The following is a 20,968-nucleotide window of genomic DNA, read 5'->3' on the forward strand; positions in this document are numbered from 1 at the left end:
TCGGTGGGCGCGCGCCCCTCTCCCCCCCACCACACCCCGCTCCCCGTCCGGGCGGCGCCCCCGGCGCGGGGGGGGGCGGCGGCGCCGGCGGCCCCCCCCCCCCCCCCCCCCCCGACCCCGTCCTCCCACCGGTAGGAGGAGACGAAGTTGCCACCCGGGTAGCGGACCGTGGTCACGCCCAGCTCCCGGACGAGCGCCAGCACGTCGCGCCGGAAGCCGTCGGCGTCGGCCGTCGGGTGCCCCGGCTCGTAGATGCCGGTGTAGACACAGCGACCCAGGTGTTCCACGAACGAGCCGAAGAGCCGGCGCGACACCGGCGCCACGCGCCGACGCGGGTCCAGGCTCAGGCGGGCGGTGTTCACGACGCCTCCCCGGTGACCGCCGGCCCGATCCCGGCCAGCCGGTCCGGCCGGGGCCGGGCGGGCATCCGGTAGCGGTGGGGGAGTGGGCATCCGGCGCCGGTCAGGTGCATCGGCGCCTTGTCGAGGTGGGGGTTCAGGACGGGCTCCCTTCGTGCGAGGTCCCGACGCCGAGAGCGCTGCCGGCGCGCGGGACCGAGGGGTGGTGGGGTCCGTGTGCGGTCTGGACACCGCGGGGGCGGTGGACTACGTTCTTGATCTATGTAAACGTTACCGATTACGTTTACGGTAGGGAACAGTTGCCCGCGGTCAATGTGGGCGATCCGGGCGGACGCCGCCCGGCCGGTGACGCGTGGCCGAACGTGGCGCGCGGGTGCGGCGCACCGGACCCGTTATCGGGGACCGCAATTCCCTGCTGCGGTGGGGAATGCAATGTCGGTGGCCTTGCGCCCCGTTCTTTCGGTCTGCGCAACCGCAGAAACTCGCACATCCCGTCCGCGCCGAGAGCCGCCTCCGTTCACAATTCCGTGGCCGTCCCACTGACTCACCGAGGCTGCCCGACTGTCCTGGTAGGACGTTCTACCAGGCGTCGCGGGAGACGCGGAGGTCTTGTGCTCGTAACCCCGGTCGGTTACGTTGGCAACACCCTGGAAACGTAACCGATAACGATTGCAGTCCAGAGGGAGCGGCATGATTGAGGTCAATGCGCCGGCCACAATGAGTGATGTCGCGCGGGTCGCCGGTGTTTCCACCGCCACCGTCTCGCGCGTGGTCAACGGGCACTACGGCGTCAGTGCCCGCACCATTGCTCAGGTCCGCTCGGCCATCGACCAGCTCGGCTACGAGTCGAGTCTGGTGGCCACCAGCCTCCGGCGCAGCCGCACCAACGTCCTGGGCCTCGTGACGCACAGCTTCCAGTCGTACACGGCCGAGGTGCTCAAGGGAGCGATGAAGGCGCTGAGCCGCTCGGGCTTCGATCTGATCATCTACGCCAACAGCGACCTCTACGGGTCGTATTCGGAGGGCTGGGAGAAGCGGCACGTCGCCCGCCTGTCGGGCACCCTCACCGACGGCTGCATCGTCGTCACACCCTGGGGTGAGGTCCAGAGCCGGACACCGATCGTGGCCATCGACCCGGTGCGCGGCTCGACGGCGCATTCGGTGACGGCCGACAACCTCGCGGGCGCCACCACGGCGGTCGAGCACCTGCTGGGCCTGGGCCACCGGCGCATCGGGTTCATCGCGGGCCGCGCCAGCCTGGCCGCGGCGTGGTCGCGGGAGGAGGGCTACCGGGCGGCGCTCACCGACGCAGGCCTCCCGGTCGACCCGACGCTGATCGGCGAAGGAGACTTCAACCCCGAGTCGGCGACGCCGTTGGCACGCGCGCTGTTGCAACGTGCGGACCCGCCGACGGCGATCTTCGCGGCGAGCGACGGGATGGCCCTGAAGGTGCTGGAGGTCGCCGCGGAGCTGGGGCTCGCGGTCCCCGGGGACCTGTCCGTCGTCGGGTTCGACAACATCCCGGAGTCGGCGTTGACCCGGCCGGGTCTGACCACTGTGGACCAGTCGATGTACCAACTCGGCTACGAGGCCGCGCGCATGTTGAAGGCGCTGGTGACCGGCGAGTGGGAGGGGCCACGCCAGGTCGTGCTGCCGACAGACCTCGTCGTCCGTGGGTCGAGCGCGCCACCACGAAGCGCGGCACGACCGTGACCCATGTCCGCCGCAGCGGGCGACCCCGTCAGGTCCGCCCGGGGCAGAGCCGCGAAGGAGGTGTGCACGCGCAGACCCACGGCGAGCTTCGCCGATGAGTTGAGCCGGCCCGGCGGGTCGCGTCCGCTGCCGGCGCAGGAAAGGAGTGGAGCGTGACAACCGCAACGAACCACTGGCCCGTACGCCGATCGGGCGTGCGTCGACTCTCGGCGGTGTTCACCGCCGGAGTCATGGCGGCCGCGGCCGTCCTGTTCGCGCCGCAACCGGCCGCGGCGGCGGAGACACCGTGGCTGGATGTCTCCCCGGATCGCTACGCCTCGTTCACCGTGCCGGCCGCGTACGTCCAGGAGCACCTGGGCTCGGTCTCGCAGGTCGTCGTCGAGGGCAACCTCGGCCCCTCCGCGGCCTGGGCGGAGTTCGGGCTGACCCGGCGCGGCGACGTGTGGTCGGGCATCCTCGGCCCGCTCACGCCGGGGCTCTACCACTACCAGGTCACCGCCGACGACACCAAGAGCCTCAAGGATCCGACGAACAGCACGACTGTGGCGTCCAATCCGCTCCTGAGCACCTTCCTCGTCCCCGGTGACTCGGCGCGGTGGTTGGCAGACGCACCGACGGGCACCGGCGGCACGGTCGAGACCCTGAACTACCGCACCCGGAGCGGGCAGCGGTCGGCCCTGGTGTGGACGCCACCGGGGTACGCGGCCAAGGGACCGAAGGGCTACCCGGTGCTCTACCTGCAGTCGGGCGATGCCGCGAAGGCCAGCGACTGGCTCGACCTCGGCCGATCCAAGCAGATCCTCGACAACCTCTCGGCCGCCGGCGCCATCAGGCCGATGGTGGTCGTGATCAACGATGCCAACGGCGCGGACGGCAGGGAGCTGAAGGACCTCCGGAAGGCGGTCACCGACAGCTACCGGGTCCTTCGTGATCCGGCGCACCAGGCGATCGCGGGTGTGTCCGGCGGCGCGACGGCGGCGGTCCAGGCCGCGTTGGCCAAGCCGGGTCAGTTCGGCTACGTGGGCTGGTTCTCGGGTCGGTCGGTCCCGCAGGTCGACCGGAAGGACGCCAGGACGGTCAACCGCACCGTGAAGGTGTTGCGCCTCTACACGGGAAACCAGACGGATCCCGCGTACAACCCCACCTACCGATTGATGAAGGCGTTGGACCGGGCCGAGGTCAGGTTCGAGGTCGACGGGGTCAACCCGGACGGCGGCGCGAACTGGACCACCTGGCAGGAGAACCTCGTCGACTTCGCGCCGCGACTGTTCCAGCACGTGTCGGACCACGGGCCGAGCCCCGGTCACCGGCCGCTGCGGGGGGAGTTCGTTCCGCCGCCGGCCGGCACCACCCCGACGCCGTTCGTCACCGAGGACGGGTTCGTCACGTTCGAGACGACCACGAACTTCACGGACGCACAGCACGTCACGGTATGGGCGAACATCGCGCCGGGCGGCAGTTGGTTGCGCGTGCCGCTGACCCGCGACGGTGACCGGTGGCGGGCGACCGTGGGTCCGCTGAAGCCCTGGTTCTACTACTACCGGCTGATCGTGGACCGGGTCGCGGTCAAGGACACCTCGAACCCGACGACGGTGACCACGGAACCGACGTGGAGCACCTTCCTCATCCCCGGGCCGGGTGCCCGCCTGCTGACGGACGTCCCCGCCGGGCGGGGCGGGACCGTCGAGAGCATGACCTATCCCAGCACCGTGGCCGGCCAGGACCGCACGGCTCTGGTGTGGACGCCACCCGGGTACGACCCGGGCCGGGCACAGCCGTACCCCGTCCTCTACCTCCAGCACGGCGGTGGCCAGAACCACACCGACTGGGTCGAGATGGGACGCGCCAAGCAGATCCTCGACCACCAGTTCCTCGACGGTGACCTCACGCCCATGGTCGTCGTGATGGGCAACGGCAACTCGTCGAACTTCAACCGGGAGTTGTTGGAGAACATCGTGCCGACGGCCCGCGCCCGCTACCACATCTCCGGCGAGTCGTCCCAGCAGGCAATCGCCGGCCTGTCGATGGGCGGCGGGCAGGCACTGGGGGTGTTGCGGGCGTACCCGGGTGAGTTCGCCTACGTCGCGGCGCTCTCGGCCGGGTTCGGCAGCGGCACCGGTGTCGACGTCGAGGCGATCAACAGCGGGACGAAGATGCTGCGCCTGTACGTCGGCGACCGGACCGACTTCGTGTACCCGAGCTTCATGGCATCGCTGACCACGCTGGACAACCTCGGTATCCGCTACGAGTTCGACGGGGTGACCCCCGGGCCGCATGGCTGGGACGTGTGGCAGAAGAACCTCGTCGACCTGGCGCCGCGCCTGTTCAAGCGCTAGGAGCACGTCCACGGCGGCGACACCGGGGCAGGCCTTCCTGCCCTGGTGGCGCCCGCCGAGCAGGAAACTGTCGCACCGCGATCCCCGAAGGGAAGACCGTCAATGAAGACGATACGAATACTCGCCACGGTGACCATGCTCGCGGCCGGGGCCGGGCTCGTCGGCTGTTCCTCCGACGAGGGGGGAAGCGACGCGAGCAACTGCACGAACACCATCACCAAGAAGGACGTGCCGGTCGTGACGATGTGGGGCTGGTACCCCAACACCCAACTCGTCGTCGACAACTTCAACAAGCAGCACGACGACGTGCAGGTCTGCTGGACCAACGTCGGGCAGGGCGGCGACGAGTACGACAAGTTCCAGACGGCCATCTCGGCGGGCACCGGCGCGCCCGACGTGATCATGGTCGAGGCGGACCGGATCCCGACCTTCCAGATCCAGGGCGCGCTCATCGACATCAAGAAGTACGGCTACGACGCGGTCAAGGCCAACTACAGCGACGGCGCCTGGAAGGACGTGTCGGTCGGCGACGCGGTCTACGGGGTCCCGGTCGACGGTGGCCCGATGGGCATGATCTACCGCAAGGACATCTTCGACAAGTACAAGATCACCCCGCCGAAGACCTGGGCCGAGTACGAGCAGGCCGCGCAGAAGGTCAAGGACGCGGGTGGCCCGCTGTTCGGGGACCTCGGCGCGAACGTCCCGGCGGTCATGATGGCGCTCCAGATCCAGAAGGGCGCGTCCCCGTTCACCTTCGATCCGGCGCAGCCGAAGTCCATCGGCGTGAAACTCAACGACCAGCCGTCCAAGGACGTGCTCGACTACTGGGGCGGCCTCGCCAAGAAGGGCCTGGTCGGGACGCAGGACCAGTTCACCCCGGAGTACATCTCCGGCGTGATCAACGGCAACTACGCGACGTACATCTCGGCGGCCTGGGCACCCGGTTATCTCACCGGCGCGGGTGTCGGTAAGGGCCAGGACACCGGCAAGTTCGCGGTGGCGCCGCTGCCGCAGTGGGATGCGAACAACCCGGTGCAGGTCAACTGGGGTGGGTCGGCCTTCTCGGTGACCAAGCAGGCGAAGAAGCCGGAGCTGGCGGCGAAGGTCGCCTACGGGCTCTACGCCGACAAGGAGTCGCTGACCGACGGCTGGACCAACCAGATCATTTTCCCGCTCAACCTGACGGCGCTCAACGATCCCGCGTTCATCGACCTGAAGGTGGCGTTCTTCGACGGCCAGCAGGCGAACAAGGAGGTCTACGTCCCCGCCGCCAACGCCTACAAGGGCGTCGCCTACGCCCCGTTCGGCCAGTTCTACCTCGACGCGATGACCAAGCAGATCAGCGAGATCATCAAGGGCTCCGCCACCGGTGCGCAGGCCGCCGACAGGATCCAGGAGGACGTGGCGAAGTACGCCAAGGAGCAGGGCTTCACCGTCCAGTGACCGGATGGGTGGGCCGTGCCGCCGCTCGACGGCCGGCCCACCCACGATCCCGCAGCGTCCACGTCCCGGAGACCACAGATGACACTCCTGACCGAGCAGCGCACACCGCGTACCCGCACCGAGAAGCGCAAGACCCGTGGCAAGGTGCACCTCCGCGAGCACCTGATGGGGTGGCTCTTCGTCGGGCCGTTCGCGGTCGTCTTCCTGGCGTTCCTCATCGCGCCGCTGGGCTACGCGTTGTACCTCAGTCTCTTCCAGAAGAAGCTGATCGGCGGCACCAGCTTCGTCCTCTTCGACAACTACGTGAAGGCGTTCACCGACCCGAGCTTCCTGTCCGGGGCGTGGTTCGTTCTCCGGTTCTCCCTCGTCGCCATCCCGGTGCAGATCGCCATCGCGTTGGCGATGGCGCTCATCCTGGACGCGGTGACGTCCCTGTTCGCGCGCTTCTCCCGCCTCATGATCTTCCTGCCGTACGCGATCCCCACGGTGATCGGGGCGGTGATGTGGGGGTTCCTCTACAGCAAGGGCTTCGGCCCGCTCACCGACATCTTCGGGTTGTTCGGGGCGACGGCACCCGACTTCCTGAGCAGCAACCTGATCTTCTACGGCCTGCTGAACGTCGTCACCTGGCAGTGGGTCGGCTACTACATGATCATCCTGTACGCGGCGTTGCAGGGCGTCGACCCCACGCTCTACGAGGCCGCCCGGATGGACGGCGCCGGACGGTGGCAGGTCGCGCTACGGATCAAGATCCCACTGATCGCGCCCGCGCTGATCCTCATCCTGGTCTTCGCACTCATCGGCACCCTGCAGTTCTTCAACGAACCGCAGATCCTGCGGTATCTCGCCGCCGGCACGATCGGGACGGACTTCACCCCCAACATGTACGCGTACCAGCAGGCGTTCGCCCTCGCCAACTTCAACTACGGATCGGCGATCTCGTTCGCCCTCGGCGGCATCGTGTTCATCTGCGTGTACGCATTCCTGTTCTTCACCCGCAAGCGGAGGAGCTTCCTCTGATGGCCAATCGCACGAGCGTCAGCGCGGGTCCCCGTCGACCGCAACGCTATCTGCCGCTGCAGATCCTCCTCGGCTTCATGGTGATCTACTTCCTCGTACCGTTCTGGTGGGTGATCGTCAACAGCTCCAAGGACGCACCGGGGCTGTTCGGCGGGGGCAACACCCTGTGGTTCTCCGACCAGATCGACTACGTCGGCAACCTCCGGCAGCTGTTCACCTACGACGGGGGCATCTACCTGCGGTGGATCCTCAACTCCACGTTGTACGCGATAGCCGGCGGAATCGGCGCCACGGTCCTGTCGGTGATGGCCGGCTACGGCTTCGCCAAGTACCGGTTCGCCGCCCGGCGCTTCAGCTTCGCCGTCGTGCTCGGCGCGTTGATGGTGCCCGCCACCGCCCTGGTCATCCCGACCTTCATCATGTTCTCCCGGCTCGGCCTGACCAACACGGTCTGGGCGGTGATCCTCCCGTCGCTGCTCAATCCGTTCGGCGTCTACCTGATGCACGTCTACGCGCGCGACGCCGTGCCCGACGAGCTGCTGGACGCGGCACGTGTCGACGGCGCGGGCGAGGTGCGTACCTTCCTCCAGATCGCCCTCCCGCTGATGCGCCCCGCGGTGGTCACCGTGCTCCTGCTGTCCGCCGTGGCGTCCTGGAACAACTACTTCCTGCCGCTGGCCATGCTCTCCGACAACCGGCTCTTTCCGGTGACCGTCGGCCTCGGCCTCTGGCAGGGCATCGCCTCGGCGAACAACTCGGGAGGCACCTCGCTGTGGAGCCTCATCATCCTGGGCTCGCTCGTGTCGGTGATCCCACTGGTCATCGCGTTCTTCAGCCTGCAACGGCACTGGCGCGGCGGGCTGTCCGTCGGCGGCCTCCGGTAGGTGCCACCCCCTTGATCGCCGGATGACAGAGAGGTGTGCTGATGTCGACGACGGATCGTCCGCTGCGCAGCGGGCAGTGGTTCGGCGCGGAGGGCCGCAACGGGTTCATCCACCGTTCCTGGATGCGCAACCAGGGTTTCGCGGACGACGTCTTCGACGGTCGTCCGGTGATCGGCATCGCCACCACCTGGTCGGAGCTGACACCCTGCAACGCCCACCTGCGGGACCTGGCCGAATCGGTGAAGCGGGGGGTGTGGGAGAGCGGCGGCCTGCCACTGGAGTTCCCCGCCATGAGCCTGGGCGAGCCCCTGATGCGACCCACGACCATGCTCTACCGCAACCTGCTGGCCATGGAGTTGGAGGAGTCGGTCCGCGCCAACCCCCTCGACGGGGTGGTGCTGCTCTCCGGCTGTGACAAGACCACCCCCGGCCTGCTGATGGGCGCGGCGAGCGTCGACCTCCCCACCTTGATGATCACCGGCGGACCGATGCTGAACGGCAAGTTCCGGGGCCAGGACATCGGGTCGGGCACCGTCGTCTGGCGCTTCACCGAGGAGCAGCGCGCCGGCCGGATGACCGCGGCCGACTGCGCGGAGGCCGAGGTCGGCATGTCCCGCAGCCGGGGCCACTGCATGACCATGGGCACCGCCTCCACGATGGCCTGCGTGACCGAGGCACTGGGCGTGCAACTGCCGGGAGCGGCCGCCGTGCCGGCTGTCGACTCGCGCCGGTACGCGCTCGCGCAGGCCGCCGGCCGCCGGATCGTCGCCATGGTCGCGCAGGACCAGCGGCTGTCCACGGTGCTGACCCGGGAGGCGTTCGAGAACGCCATCCGGGTCAACGCCGCGATCGGCGGGTCCACGAACGCCGTCGTCCACCTGCTGGCGATCGCCGGACGCCTGGGCGTCCCGCTGTCCCTGGAGGACTTCGACACCCTCACCGCCGAGGTGCCCATGCTCGTCAACCTGATGCCGTCCGGGGCGTACCTGATGGAGGACTTCGCCTACGCGGGCGGCGTGCCGGCGGTGATGAACGAGATCGCCGCCCTGCTCAACATGGAGCACGTCACCGTCAGCGGCAAGAGCGTCGCCGACAACATCAGCGGCGTGCAGTGCTGGAACCGGCAGGTCATCGGCACCCTTGCCGAGCCGTTCCAACCCGCCGGCTCGGGCACCGTGGTGCTCCGCGGGTCACTCGCGCCGTCCGGGGCCGTGCTGAAGGTCTCCGCCGCCTCCGCGCACCTCCTGCGACACACCGGGCCGGCGCTCGTCTTCGACCGGATCGAGGACTACGTCGTCGCCGCCGACGATCCGGACCTCGACGTCACCCCGGACACGGTGATCGTGGTGCGCAACGCCGGCCCCCGGGGCTATCCCGGCTTCCCGGAGGTGGGCAACGTGCCCATGCCACGACGGCTGCTCGCCGCCGGCATCACCGACATGGTGCGGATCTCCGACGCCCGGATGAGCGGCACCGGGTACGGCACCTGTGTCCTGCACGTGGCCCCGGAGGCCGCCGTGGGGGGCCCGCTCGCGCTGGTGCGCACCGGCGACCTGGTCCGCGTCGACGTCCCGACGCGGCGTCTGGACCTGCTGGTCGACGACGCGGCACTCACCCAACGCCGCGCCGCCTGGCAGCCGCCACCGCGGACGGCCGACCGGGGATGGACACGCCTGTACAGCGAGCACGTTCTCCAGGCCGACCAGGGAGCGGACCTCGACTTCCTGGTCGGCGGCAGCGGCAGCGCCGTACCCCGGCACTCGCACTGACCGTGCGCCCACCACGAACCGGGCACCGGGCGGGAGCCCCAGCGCACGGCTGGGGCTCCCGTCAGCGCCCGCAGGCCCCGCACGCCCGGCGGGTACGCAGGTGGTAGTCGCTTGACGCCGCGAGGAGCCCGAGCCCCAGGACCCAGTACGCCGACATCGCCACCCAGAGGAACGTGTCGGAGAACTCGCTGACCGATCCGGACACCAACTGCACGAGCCCCATGCCGAAGTACGCCACGATGCCCGCCCCGAGCCCGAAGCCGGGCACCAGCAACAGCAGGCGAGGGATCGGGCGGCCGGCGAGCAGCGGCACCCACCCCGGCCAGACCTCACCCCAGTGGTGGACGAGCGCCAACGGCAACAGCGCTCCCGCCAGCAGCAGGCCGACCTCCAGCCCGATCACGGAGGGGTCCTGGATGAGGCTGTCGAACCCCACCACGCCCTGTGCCGCGAAGCGCGTCACGAGGCCGGCCACCGCGACGTACGCGGCCCAGCGTGCCCAGCGCGCGGGGACCGCGCGGCGGTGACCGGGTCGCCCGGTCCGGCAGCACTCCGGGCAGTCGCCCCGGGTGCGCCGCTGATAGCGGGCGGTGGCCAGGCCGAGCAGGGCCGCTCCGGTCACACAACCCAGCCGGCTGACGAACGCCGTCGGGTCGAAGTGCGGGCTGACCACGAACAGCAGGAAGCCCACAAGCTCCGGCAGCAGGATCGCGGCGGCCGCGACCAGCGCCCCGGTGACCGCCCAGGCGACCCCCGCGAGCACCGGCCGCCACGTCGACACCCGGTCCAGCGCAACGGCCAGCACAGCCGCGGCCAGACACAGCGCCACCGACCACCAACCGGTGAACCCCACCAGGTCCGATCCGAACTGCCGGAACTCCGGGGCCTCGCCGACGGTCCACGCCAGACGCACGCCCCCGTATGCCACGGCCCAGCCGAGCACCGCGTACGTCAGACCGTGGCCCGCCCTGCGGGTGATAGATGTCGCCATGCGTCCGATCCTCCCGCTGCCCCGGCTCGGGCGGACCCCGCCGACAGGGGAGGGGTGCTCCCTCGCCGGAGGGAGCTGCGCCGGACGCCGACGGCCGCACGCGCTGCTACGGTCACCGGCGCTGACCTGGCATTCCGCCGAACCTCGGCCCGGACGCAACCCGACGGTCGTCCGGACCCGTCGAGTGGGCAGAGGAGGGAGCCTCAATGATGGATGCCGAGCGGGAGTTCGTGGAGTACGTCTCCGCGCGACTGCCGAGCCTGCATCGGACCGCGTTCCTGATGTGCGGCGACGCCCATTTGGCGGACGACGTGGTGCAGCAGACGATCACGGCGCTGTACGTGCACTGGCGCAAGGTCAGCCGGGCCAACAACGTCGACGCGTACGTGCACCGGATGCTCGTCCACAAGCTCGTCGACGAGAAGCGGTTGGGCTGGTCGAAGGTCCGGTTGTCGGGGTCGACGCCCGAGCCGGAGCGCCCGGTCCTGCCGCACGACGAGATCGCCGAGCGGCACGGCCTGGTAGCCGCGCTCGCCCACCTGCCCCGCGGCCAGCGCACCGTGCTGGTCCTGCGCTTCCTGTGCGACCTGTCGCTCGCCGACACCGCCGCCGCGATGGGCTGCTCCGAAGGCAACGTGAAGTCGCAGACGGCTCGGGCGCTGGCGGCGATCCGCCAGGTGCTCGACGTCGCCGAGATGGCCGGAAGGAACTCGACATGACCATGGTGGACGACCAGCGGATCGCCGCACTGCTGCGATCGGCGCCGGTCCCCGAGCCGCGCGTCGACCTGGACCGCGCGATCCGCGACGGCCGGCGTCGCCGCCGGCGCCGCCGGGTCGGCGGAATCGCCACGGTGACGATGCTGGCCGGGCTCGGCGCGGTGGGCGCCGTCCAGGTCGGCGGGATCGCCGACGAGCCCGCCCCGGTCCCACCGGCCATCGCGGCGTCGCCGACCGCGTCCGTGTCGACCGCGCCGGCCAGATCGCTCACCTGTGCGGTGGCCCTGCTGCCGCAGCCGACTCGTGGTTCGGTCGCGGTGGCGACCGGTGTCGACCCCACCGGGCGGCACATCGTCGGTGACATCGGCACCGGGAACGAGGACGGGCGGGTCGTGCTGTGGACCGACGGCCGGGGAACGGTCCTGCCGGCCGCCGCCCGGCACGGGGCCGCGGTCAACGCCGGCGGGTACGTGGTCGGCACCAACGGCGACGGCACCGGCTGGGTCTACCGGGGTGGGACCCTGCGATTCCTGACCACCCCGCCCGGCTACGACGCGGTCCTGGTGTACGCGGTCAACGGTCGGGGCGACATCGCCGGCACCGCCCGCAAAGCCGACGACACACCCCGTGCCGTGCTGTGGTCTGTGGACCGCCCGCAGCAGTACCGTTTCCTCGGCCGAACGGGGTCCGCAGCGACCGGGATCACCGAGGACGGCACTGTCCTCGGCACGATGGGCGACCTGCCCTACCGGTGGACGCCCCAGGGCACCGGAGCCAAGTTGGCGGTGCCGGACGGCTACCCGCACGCCTCGGTCGACTCGGCACACGGCAACTGGGCGATCGGCATGGTCCCCGGTGCCGCGCGGGGCGGGACCGTGCAGATGCTGCCGGTGCGATGGAACCTGACGACCGGGGCGGCGATCTTGCTGCCGTACCCGTCCGCGAGCGGGATCGCCGGAAACGGCGACCTGCTGGTCGACGACGGCGCGCCGTTGATCGTCGCAGTGGACGGCACGTCCCGTCGGTTGCCGGGTCTGCCGGAGGTCCGGTCGACCGAGGCGGGCACGTACTCGGCCAACGGGATCAGCGACGACGGCCGGACCGTGGTCGGTGCCGTCTACGAGAACCAGAAGCGCCGGCCACTGGTGTGGCGCTGCACCTGAGGTCCGCGCCACCGACCCGCCCCGACGAACACCGGGTCGGCGCCGAGGCCGTCAGCCTCGGCGCCGAACCCGGTGTCACAGTGTCGGCACTCGCCCAGATGACACGACAGGTCAGGCCGGGGCGGCCGGACAGCTCGCGCCGACCGGCGGCAGGGCGCGATAGATGAGGTACCTGTCGACGTTCCCGCGGGTGCACTCCGTGCGTGGATAGCTGGCGTGGCCCGACCCCTCGTAGGTGAGAAGGCGACCATTTGTGCCGAGTTGGCGCGCCACCCCCTGCGCCCCGTCGTACGGGGTGGCCGGATCGTAGCGACCGTTGAGCAGCAGGATCGGGGTGCTCGTCCGCACCCGCAGCTGATGTTGCGGGTTGACCGCCGTCCAGCCCAGGCAGATCGCGGCGAAGCGGATGGCCAGCGGGGAGGCCCGCAGGTGCGGCGCCGCGTCGCGGGACAGCTTCAGATACCGGTTCCACTCGGCGAAGTCGTCGACCGGCAGCGACCAGTCCTGACAGAACGCGGGTAGCGCGTACTCGGTCAGGTTCACGCCGCTGTCGACCGGGACCATCGGGGACGCGAGTGAGGCGGGCTCACCCCGCTCCAACGCGAGGAGCATGTTCGCGAGGTCGGCCCAGGTCGCGTCGAAGAAGTTGACGAATGTCGCGAACCCCAGCTCGAACCAGGTGAGCGTTTCGCCGGTGCCCGCGTCGACAAGCGTGCCGGCATCGGCGCGGCGCGTCAGGCTGTCGTACAGCGCCGGCACGTCGCGTCCGTGCAGCGCACAGCTCGGGGTCCGCTGGCACCAGCTCACGAACTCGTGGAACAGGGCCTCGTTACTGGCCGCCCCACTGCGGAAGTATCCCCGGACCCCCTGGCTGTGGTCCATCACGCTGTCCATGGCCAGTGCGCGGACGCGATCGGGGAACAGCTCGGCGTAGGCCTGCCCGATCAGGGTGCCGTAGGACCACTCGTAGAAGCTGAGCTGCCGCTCGCCGAGTGCCGCCCGGATCGCATCCGTGTCACGCGCGACGCTCACACTGTCGAGGTGGTCGAACAGGGGGCCGCTCTGCGCGCGGCAGTCTGCGCGCAACTGGCGGTTGTAGGCGCGGAGGCGTTCGAACTCCGCCGCGGTGGTGGGTGTCAGGGCGGGGTGTTGGGCCAGCAACGCTGATGAGCAGCGCACCGGTGCGCTACGCACCGTACCCCGGGGGTCGAAGCCGACGATGTCGAAGCGGCGCAGCACGTCCGGTCCGAGCTGGCTGGCGGCCGTCAGCGCCACGTCCACCCCGGACAGGCCGGGGCCGCCGGGGTTGAAGACCAGGACACCGATACGGGCGGCCGGGTCGGCGGCGGGACGTCGGGCCAGGGCCAGCTCGAAGGTCTCCCCGCTCGGCCGGGCCCAGTCGACAGGCAGGCGCAGGGTGCCGCACCGTGTACCCGGATCGTCGGCCTGGTCCGCGCACGCCCGCCAGTCGATGCGGCCGTTCCATCCGCCGGTGGTGTTCCCGACGACCGAACCGGTGGCCGGCCCGGTGCCGGCGGACGACGCCGGCGGGGTGACCGCGAGCGCCGGTGGGGCGTTCAGTGACAGGGCGACGAGGACGGCGACGGCGGCCGGAAGGCGAAGGACGAGCGGCAGGCGTCGCCGGTCGGCCCCGCCGCGGCGCCCGAGAGTGGGTCTCTTCATGGTCAGCATGCGCCCAGCCTGCCGACGACCGGTCCATGCCGGATCCATGTCGGTCCGGACGCGGCGTACGGGGCACGCTCAGCGCGTGGTCGCCAACCGCTCGGACAACTCACCGGCCAGTGGATGACCGATCCGGTCGAAGATCGCCAACGCCTGTCCCCAGAGGTCCTTCGACGTGTCGTGCTCGCCCACCGCCCGGTGGCTGTCCCCGAGCCGGACGAGTGTCTCGGCCCGTCCGCACTGGTCCTGAGCGTCGGAATACAGCGCGAGGGCGCGTCGATAGCAGTCCACCGCCGTCGGGTGCGCCCCGAGACCCTGATGGGCGAAGCCAAGGCTGTCCCAGGTCTGGGCCTCGCCCACCCGGTTGTGGACCTCGGCATGGAGTGCCAGTGCCTGCTCACAGTAGGCGATGGCCCGGACGTGCTCGTCCAGGCGGGCGTGACCCCACCCGATCGCGTTGAGCGCGTCCGCCGCGCCGCGCGCGTCGTCGCTGCCGCGGAACAGCGCCAGCGCCGCCTCGGCGTGCGGCAGCGCGTCGCGCGGGTTGCCCTCGATGTCGTACACCCAGGCGAGGTGCAGGTGGATGCTCGCCTGGCCCGGCCGGTCACCGACCGTCTCGTACCGCGTCATCGCGCTGCGCAGGTGCCGGCGGGCGGCACCGTACCGGCGGAGCTGGAGGTGTGCCAGCGCGAGGTCCCGGTGTGCCACCGCCTCGGCCCCCGGCTCACCGCGGCGTCGGGCGGCCGCGACCGCGACGGCCTGCACGGCGCTCAGGTCGTGCCACCGCGACAACCGGCTGAGCAGGGGAGTGAGGGCCTGGGCGAGCTGCCCGGCGTGGGCGTCGAAGCGGTGGGCGACCGCGTCGTCGACGGCGGCCAGCAGCACCCCCTGTTCGATGGTGAACCAGGCCAGTGCGGCCCGGTGGTCGGCGAACGTCGGCGGTGCCGCGTCGGTGGGCGGGGGCAGCGGATCGGTCGGCTGGTGGCCGGCGTCGACGAGCCTCGCCGCGGCACGGACGGCCCGCAGATAGTGGTCGAACACGCGCTTGCGGGCGGCTCTCCGGGCGGCCGCGGAGTCGTGGCTCTCCGTCAGTTCCTCTCCGTAGGCCCGGAGCAGGTCGTGACAGCGGAAGCGGCTGGGGGACTGCTCGGTCAGCAGGTTGGCCCGGGTCAACTCGTCGAGGGCCGGCCGGATCTGGTGTGGCGGTGCCCCGGCGAGGCTGGCCGCCGCCGCCGCGCCGAGGTCGGCCGTCGGGTGCAGGCTGATCTGCCGGAACAGTCGGGCCGCGTCCGGACTGAGCAGACGGTACGACCAGGAGAGCACCGTCCGCAGGTCGGTGGCGGCGTCGTCGGTGGCCAGGGCCGCGAGACCGCCCCTGGGTGCGGCCAGATCGTCCGCGATGGCCTGGAGGGGGAACGCGGGTCGGGCGGCGGCCCGCGCCGCCACGATGGACAACGCGAGGGGCAACCGCGCGGTACGGCTGACCAACTCGTCCACCGCGGCCGGCTGGGCGGTGGCCCGCGCACCGAGCCGGCGCACGAGCAACTGGCGTGCTTCGGCGGCGCTGGGCAGATCCAGTGCGACGGTGTGGGCGCCCTCGGCGGCGACCAGGCCCGGCAGCGTGTGGCGACTCGTCACGATCACGCCACATCGGCGGGACCCGGGCAGCAGCGGCCGGACCTGTTCGGCGTCGCGCGCGTTGTCGAGCAGCACGAGCAGCCGTCGGTCCGCGGTCAGGCTCCGGTACAGGGCGAACTGGGCCGCCGGTTCGGCGGGTATCTCCAGGGGTTTGACGCCCAGAGCGGGCAACAGCGATCGCACGACGACGGCGGACGGTGCCGCCTCCCGTGTCGCCGTGCCGAAACCGCCCAGGTCGACGTGGAGCTGCCCGTCCGGATAGTGGTGCAGGCTGTCGTGTGCCCAGCGCAACGCCAGCCAGGTCTTTCCGACGCCGCCGGTGCCGGTGACGACGACGGTGCCGGCCGATTCGGTGTCGTCGAGCAGCAGCGTCGTGAGTCGGGCCAGCTCGCTGGTCCGGCCGGTGAACAACGTCGGTGGGGCGGGCAACTGCCGGGGAACCATCCGTGCTGGCTGCCCCTCCGGCGGCCGTGCCCCGGATGTCGACACCTCCCGGTCGGCCCGCAGGATGCTGGTGTGCAACCGTTGCAGGTCGGCGCCGGGCTCGACCCCCACCTCCTCGGCCAGGACCCGACGCACCTGCCGGTACGTCGCCAGCGCGTCCGCCCGCCGTCCGGCCTGGGCCAGGGCCACCATGAGCTGCCCCCAGGGACGCTCGCGCAGTGGATCCCCGTCGATCCGGGTCCGGAGCGGCTCGATCAGCTCGTTGTGCCGCCCGGCGCGGAGATGGAGGTCCGCGACCTCCTCCAGCAGACTCGACCGCTGTTCCTGGAGCCTGGTCCGGACCGAGAGCAACACCCCCGCGCCAGGCAGTCCCGCGAACGGCTCGCCCCGCCACAGCGCCAGCGCCGCCTCGAACGCCCGCAGGGCATCCGCGCAGCGGTCCTGGCGCAACGCGTGATAGCCGCGCTGCGCCAGGTCGTCGAAGGTCAGACTGTCCACCGTCTGCCCATCGAGGACGAGACGATAACCGGTGGCTCCGGCGAGGATGGTGGGCTCCGGCGCGCCGGGGGACCGCAGCGCCCGGCGTAGCGCCCAGACGTAGGTCTTCACGTTGCCTGCTGCCGTCTTCGGCGGGCGTCCCTGCCACAGCTCGTCGACGAGCTGGTCGATGGTCCACGCGCTGCCCGGCTGCGACATCAGGACGGCCAGCAGGCGTACCTGCATCGGCGTGCCGAGCGTCAGCAGATCCCCGGCGGAGGAGCGAACCTCGACCGGCCCGAGCAGGTGGTACCGCATGGCTGACCTCCCCCGTGACCGCGGGCCATCACCCCACCGTACGGCCTGACGGCGGTCCATCGCCGGCCGCCTCGATCGCGGCGGTCCGGGCTGGCTCGCGTGTGGATTGTCCTCAGGGCGCGGCCCGAGACTGGCGAGGTCGATGCGGTGCAGAAGATCGACACGTCGCTGCCCCCATGGAGGCGAAGCTCCTCATGTAGCGAGCAGTGGCGTGCTTAGCTGCAGGGGTGATCACTCCCGTTTCCCTCGGCACGTGGCCGACACCGTTGGAGCCTGCGCCTCGGCTCGCGGCGCGGCTGGGGCTGGCCGAGCTCTGGTTCAAGCGTGACGACCTCAACGGCCTCGGCGGAGGCGGCAACAAGATCCGCAAGTTGGAGTACACCTGCGCCCAGGCGATCGCCGCCGGCGCCACCACGGTCATCACCTCGGGCGCGCCGCAGAGCAACCACGCCCGGCTCACCGCGGCCGCCGCCGCGCGGCTCGGTCTCGCCTGTGTGCTGGTGCTCGCCGGCCCGCCTGCGGCGAAGCGGCGTGGCAATCTGCTCCTCGACGGGCTCGCCGGTGCGGAGGTCGTCTGGGGCGGGGACGGCCCGCTCGCCGAGGTGGTGGCGGCCGAGGCGGAGAGGCGATCCGCCTGGGTGATCCCGTTCGGCGGCACCTCGCCCGCGTCGGTCCAGGGTTACGTGAACGGCGGCCGGGAGTTGCGGGCACAGGTGCCGGACGTCGACGGGACCGACGTGGTGGTGGCGCTCGGCTCCGGTGGCACGATGGCCGGGCTGGTGCGGGAGCTGGGTGCCGCGCGGGTGATCGGCGTGGATGTCGGTGCCCTGCCGGACCCTCGTACGACAGTCGCCGGGCTGCTCGACGGCGAGGTCGAGCCGGACGCGCTGCGGATCGACGGCTCCCAGGTGGGCGCCGGGTACCGCACGCTGACCGACGGCGCCCGGGCGGCGCTGGAGACGACCGCGCGCGAGGAGGGCGTCTTCCTGGACCCGACGTACACCGGCCGGGCGATGGCGGGGCTGCTGGCCGGCAGCTTCCCGCACGGCGACAAGGTCGTCTTCCTGCACACCGGGGGACTGCCGGGACTCTTCGGTCACCCCGACCTGTAGGGCGTCGACTGGCGGAAGCCCCGCGCGGTGCCCTTCGGCGAGACCGCACCGAAGGGCACCGCTCGCCGGTCAGGCGTTGGCGAAGTGCGCGCGGTGGTCGTGGGCGAACTCGGCGAAGGTCCGCGGCTGCCGGCCGACGATCCGGGCGACGTGGTCGTTGGTGAAGTCGCCCCACCCGGAGCCGTAGGCGACCCGGTACTCGGTGAGAACCTCGGCCGACCACGTGTCGAGGCCCGCCTGGAGCAGACTGTCGCGCGTCTGTTCCGGGTTCTGCGGTACGTACGTGACGGGCTGCCCGAGGGTACGAGTGATGTCCTCGGCGGCCTGGTCCAGGGTGATGCTCTCCGGCCCGGTCGGCGTGTAGATCATGCCCTCGTGCCGCTGCGGGGCGGCGAGGATCGCTGCCCCCGCGGCGGCGATGTCCCGGGCGTCGATCACCCCGACCCGCGCGTCGCCGAAGAGCCCGTAGAGGTGCTCACCGGCCTTGGCGCCGAGCAGGTTCTGCATGAAGTAGCTCGGTCGCAGGATCGTCCAGGGGATCCCGGAGTCCTGCACCTCCGCGTCGGAGAGCGCGTGCAGCCGACCGTTGCGGGTGGGCGCATCGTGCGCGGCACCGATCGCGGAGAGTCGGACGATGTGCCGCACGCCGGCCTGGCGGGCGGCCCACACCGCGTTCATGCTCTGGCTCGGGGCCAGCGGACCCATCGGCGTCAGCAGCCACAGCGTCGTGACCCCCTCGAACGCCGGGGTCAGTGTGGTGGGGCGGTCCAGGTCGCCGACGACGTACTCGACACCGTCGAGGCGGGGTGCGCGCGAGACGTCCCGGACGAGGGCGCGTACCGGCTGGCGGCCGGCGAGTTCGCGCAGCACCTCCCTCGACACGGTGCCGTTTGCCCCGGTTATCAGAATGGTCATGGTCGTCCTCTCGGTGGGGGCGAAACCGTGGTCGGGCCATCGGTCGCCGCCAGCGACGATATAGTCCAAAACTTGTACCGTCCAATGATTGGACTACGTTATGAAACGCAGCACACTGAAGGAGCAGGACCCCGACCTCGGGATCCTGGCCGTGCAGCTCTCCGCACGGGTGCAGCGGGAGATCTTCCGACACTCGGCGGAGCACGGGTTCGACGACGTCCGCCCCCGCCACGGCGCGGTCCTCGCGTACCTGGACGCCGAGGGCACCCGCCCCGGCGAACTGGCCCGGCTGGCCGGCCGCAACAAGCAGACGATGGGCGCGATCCTCGACGAGTTGGAGCGGCTGGGCTACGTCCGGCGTACGCCCGACCCGGCGGACCGCCGGGCAAAGCTGATCGTGCCGACGGACCGGGGTCGCCGGTTGATGGAGATCTCCGACGGTTTCGTGCAACTGATCGAGCAGAAACTCGCCGACACGCTCGGTCCCGACCGGTACCGGGACTTCCGAGACGCGCTGGGCCACGCCGTGGCGAGCCTGCCGGCGACCGGCCACGACACCGAGGGCTGAGCCGGCGGCGCGAACACCCGGACCCCGCGCTCCTCGGGGTGCGCCGGGCCGCCAGGGTGTCGTCCGGCCGATGCCGGGAAGGCGGCATCCGGCACGCGGTTTCGGCGATCGGCGGATCGAGAGGGGGCGGTGATGAGCCCGAAGAGCGCCCAGGGTGATGCGAGCGGCAGGTCGAGCATCGAGAGCGTCGACGTGAAGCTGGAGGTGATTGTCATCCCGGTGTCGGACGTCGACCGGGCGAAGGCGTTCTACCTGCGGCTGGGATGGCGCCTCGACCAGACACCGCCCGGCATCGTCCAGCTCACGCCGCACGGCTCCGACTGCTCGGTGCAGTTCGGGCCCGGGCTCACGTCGGCGGCCCCCGGCTCGGCCATGGCGTACCTGATCGTGTCCGACATCGAGGCGGCCCACGACGCCCTCGTCGCGGCCGGTGTCGAGGTCGGCGACGTCTTCCACGTCAGCCCGGACGGTCCGGTCGACGGGCCGGACCCGCAGCGGCGCAGCTACTTCTCGCGCGCCACGCTGCGCGACCCGGACGGCAACACCTGGCTGCTGCAAGAGATCACGACCAGGCTTCCCGGACGCATCGAGGGAGGCCGCACGTCGTTCGGCTCCACGAGCGACCTGGCGAGCGCGCTCCGGCGTGCGGCCGCCGCGCACGGTGAGCACGAGAAGCGGACGGGCGAGCATGACGACAACTGGCCCGACTGGTACGCGGCGTACCTGGTGAGCGAGCAGTCGGGGGCCGAGCCGCCCGAGTGAGCCGCGCCGTCAGCGCAGCCCGCGTACGAGGTTGTCGACGAGGGTGCGGGCAAAGTCCTCGGTCAGCGGCAGGTCGGGGATCAGCAGCCGGTGGTAGCAGGCGCCCCAGAGCTGGTCGACGACGGATTCCGGGTCGATGTCGGCGCGGAGCTGCCCGCGGGCCATGGCTCTGGTGAGGGTCTCCACGGCGAGCGCGCGACGGGGGCCGGAGTAGCGCTCCCGGTAGGCGGCGGCCAGTTCCGGGTCGGTCTGCGCCTGGCCGATGAGTTGGCTGATGACCCGCCCGGCAGAGGTGTCCCGGACGAGGTGGACGAAGGCGACGAGCTGGTTGGTCAGGTCGGCGACGATGTCGGCGGTGTCGGGGAAGGCCAACGTGGGGGCGACGACGGTGAAGTAGCCGTCCAGGGCGAGCGCCCCCCGGGACGGCCACCACTTGTAGATCGTCATGCGGCTGGCCCCCGCCTGGGCCGCGACCTTCTCGATGGTGAAGCCGGCCATGCCCTCGGCCAGCAGGAGGGCGCCGGCTGCCGTGAGGATCTCCGCGCGTACCTGATCGGCGGGGCGACGGCCGCGACCACGGCGCGGCGGGGTGTGGGCGTCCGGCGTGAGCTGGGCCACGGGTCCTCCCGGTTATATGGACAGCGTGTCTACGGG

Annotated in this window: 16 protein-coding genes and 1 pseudogene; 11 read left to right on the forward strand and 6 right to left on the reverse strand. The window is 71.1% G+C overall.

The window, feature by feature from the left end:
- Window positions 1–362 (reverse strand): annotated as a pseudogene (locus tag AB0A90_RS33740) (hypothetical protein); the annotation flags it as partial.
- A 687-nt stretch (window positions 363–1,049) separates the two neighbouring features.
- Here AB0A90_RS33740 and AB0A90_RS33745 point away from each other — a divergent pair.
- The 6 genes from AB0A90_RS33745 to AB0A90_RS33770 all read left to right on the forward strand — a co-directional run bounded on the left by AB0A90_RS33745 (window position 1,050) and on the right by AB0A90_RS33770 (window position 9,524).
- On the forward strand, window positions 1,050–2,072 hold the full coding sequence (locus tag AB0A90_RS33745; protein ID WP_357255873.1) for a LacI family DNA-binding transcriptional regulator: 1,023 nt from the start codon (window positions 1,050–1,052) through the stop codon (window positions 2,070–2,072).
- Between the two features lie 152 nt (window positions 2,073–2,224).
- Window positions 2,225–4,408 (forward strand): alpha/beta hydrolase-fold protein, encoded by a 2,184-nt coding sequence (locus tag AB0A90_RS33750; protein WP_357255875.1) that lies wholly within the window; start codon window positions 2,225–2,227, stop codon window positions 4,406–4,408.
- A gap of 102 nt (window positions 4,409–4,510) precedes the next feature.
- Window positions 4,511–5,851, forward strand: coding sequence for an extracellular solute-binding protein (locus AB0A90_RS33755; RefSeq protein WP_357255877.1), 1,341 nt, complete (start codon window positions 4,511–4,513; stop codon window positions 5,849–5,851).
- Between the two features lie 78 nt (window positions 5,852–5,929).
- Window positions 5,930–6,871: a sugar ABC transporter permease gene (locus AB0A90_RS33760; protein WP_357255879.1), complete on the forward strand. Its 942-nt coding sequence runs from the start codon at window positions 5,930–5,932 to the stop codon at window positions 6,869–6,871.
- The gene (locus AB0A90_RS33765; protein ID WP_357255881.1) at window positions 6,871–7,755 is read left to right on the forward strand and encodes a carbohydrate ABC transporter permease; all 885 of its coding nucleotides are present in this window, start codon (window positions 6,871–6,873) and stop codon (window positions 7,753–7,755) included. The genes AB0A90_RS33760 and AB0A90_RS33765 overlap by 1 nt, the downstream gene beginning before the upstream one ends.
- A 41-nt stretch (window positions 7,756–7,796) precedes the next feature.
- Window positions 7,797–9,524, forward strand: a complete 1,728-nt coding sequence (locus AB0A90_RS33770; protein ID WP_357255883.1) for an IlvD/Edd family dehydratase — start codon at window positions 7,797–7,799, stop codon at window positions 9,522–9,524.
- A 61-nt stretch (window positions 9,525–9,585) separates the two neighbouring features.
- Here AB0A90_RS33770 and AB0A90_RS33775 read toward each other — a convergent pair whose 3' ends face one another.
- Window positions 9,586–10,515 carry a hypothetical protein gene (locus AB0A90_RS33775; RefSeq protein WP_357255885.1) on the reverse strand — a complete coding sequence of 310 codons (930 nt, stop codon included), beginning with the start codon at window positions 10,513–10,515 and terminating at the stop codon, window positions 9,586–9,588.
- Window positions 10,516–10,721: 206 nt separating this feature from the next.
- Between AB0A90_RS33775 and AB0A90_RS33780 the strand changes: the two genes are divergently transcribed.
- A complete protein-coding gene (locus AB0A90_RS33780; protein ID WP_357255887.1) occupies window positions 10,722–11,234 on the forward strand; it encodes a SigE family RNA polymerase sigma factor in 513 nt (170 codons plus the stop codon).
- On the forward strand, window positions 11,231–12,397 hold the full coding sequence (locus tag AB0A90_RS33785) for a hypothetical protein (RefSeq protein ID WP_357255889.1): 1,167 nt from the start codon (window positions 11,231–11,233) through the stop codon (window positions 12,395–12,397). Before AB0A90_RS33780 ends, AB0A90_RS33785 begins: the two co-directional genes overlap by 4 nt.
- Window positions 12,398–12,508: 111 nt before the next feature.
- Here AB0A90_RS33785 and AB0A90_RS33790 read toward each other — a convergent pair whose 3' ends face one another.
- Window positions 12,509–14,089: an alpha/beta hydrolase gene (locus tag AB0A90_RS33790; protein WP_357255891.1), complete on the reverse strand. Its 1,581-nt coding sequence runs from the start codon at window positions 14,087–14,089 to the stop codon at window positions 12,509–12,511.
- A gap of 69 nt (window positions 14,090–14,158) precedes the next feature.
- On the reverse strand, window positions 14,159–16,957 hold the full coding sequence (locus AB0A90_RS33795) for a BTAD domain-containing putative transcriptional regulator (RefSeq protein ID WP_357255892.1): 2,799 nt from the start codon (window positions 16,955–16,957) through the stop codon (window positions 14,159–14,161).
- A gap of 227 nt (window positions 16,958–17,184) precedes the next feature.
- Here AB0A90_RS33795 and AB0A90_RS33800 point away from each other — a divergent pair, with 227 nt between their 5' ends.
- Window positions 17,185–18,069, forward strand: coding sequence for a pyridoxal-phosphate dependent enzyme (locus AB0A90_RS33800; protein WP_357255894.1), 885 nt, complete (start codon window positions 17,185–17,187; stop codon window positions 18,067–18,069).
- A 69-nt stretch (window positions 18,070–18,138) separates the two neighbouring features.
- Here the strand turns inward: AB0A90_RS33800 and AB0A90_RS33805 are convergent, their stop codons facing one another.
- Window positions 18,139–18,984: an NAD(P)H-binding protein gene (locus AB0A90_RS33805; RefSeq protein WP_357255896.1), complete on the reverse strand. Its 846-nt coding sequence runs from the start codon at window positions 18,982–18,984 to the stop codon at window positions 18,139–18,141.
- A gap of 88 nt (window positions 18,985–19,072) precedes the next feature.
- On the opposite strand from AB0A90_RS33805, the gene AB0A90_RS33810 reads away from it, so the two are divergent.
- Both AB0A90_RS33810 and AB0A90_RS33815 read left to right on the forward strand, forming a co-directional pair.
- Complete coding sequence (locus tag AB0A90_RS33810; protein WP_357255898.1) at window positions 19,073–19,552, forward strand: MarR family transcriptional regulator; 480 nt, start codon at window positions 19,073–19,075, stop codon at window positions 19,550–19,552.
- A gap of 132 nt (window positions 19,553–19,684) precedes the next feature.
- Window positions 19,685–20,314 carry a VOC family protein gene (locus AB0A90_RS33815; protein WP_357255900.1) on the forward strand — a complete coding sequence of 210 codons (630 nt, stop codon included), beginning with the start codon at window positions 19,685–19,687 and terminating at the stop codon, window positions 20,312–20,314.
- Window positions 20,315–20,323: 9 nt separating this feature from the next.
- On the opposite strand, the gene AB0A90_RS33820 is transcribed toward AB0A90_RS33815, so the two are convergent.
- The gene (locus AB0A90_RS33820) at window positions 20,324–20,932 is read right to left on the reverse strand and encodes a TetR-like C-terminal domain-containing protein (RefSeq protein WP_357255902.1); all 609 of its coding nucleotides are present in this window, start codon (window positions 20,930–20,932) and stop codon (window positions 20,324–20,326) included.
- Window positions 20,933–20,968 lie beyond the last annotated feature (36 nt).

Source organism: Micromonospora sp. NPDC049204 (genome assembly GCF_040647935.1).
Lineage (GTDB): Bacteria > Actinomycetota > Actinomycetes > Mycobacteriales > Micromonosporaceae > Micromonospora.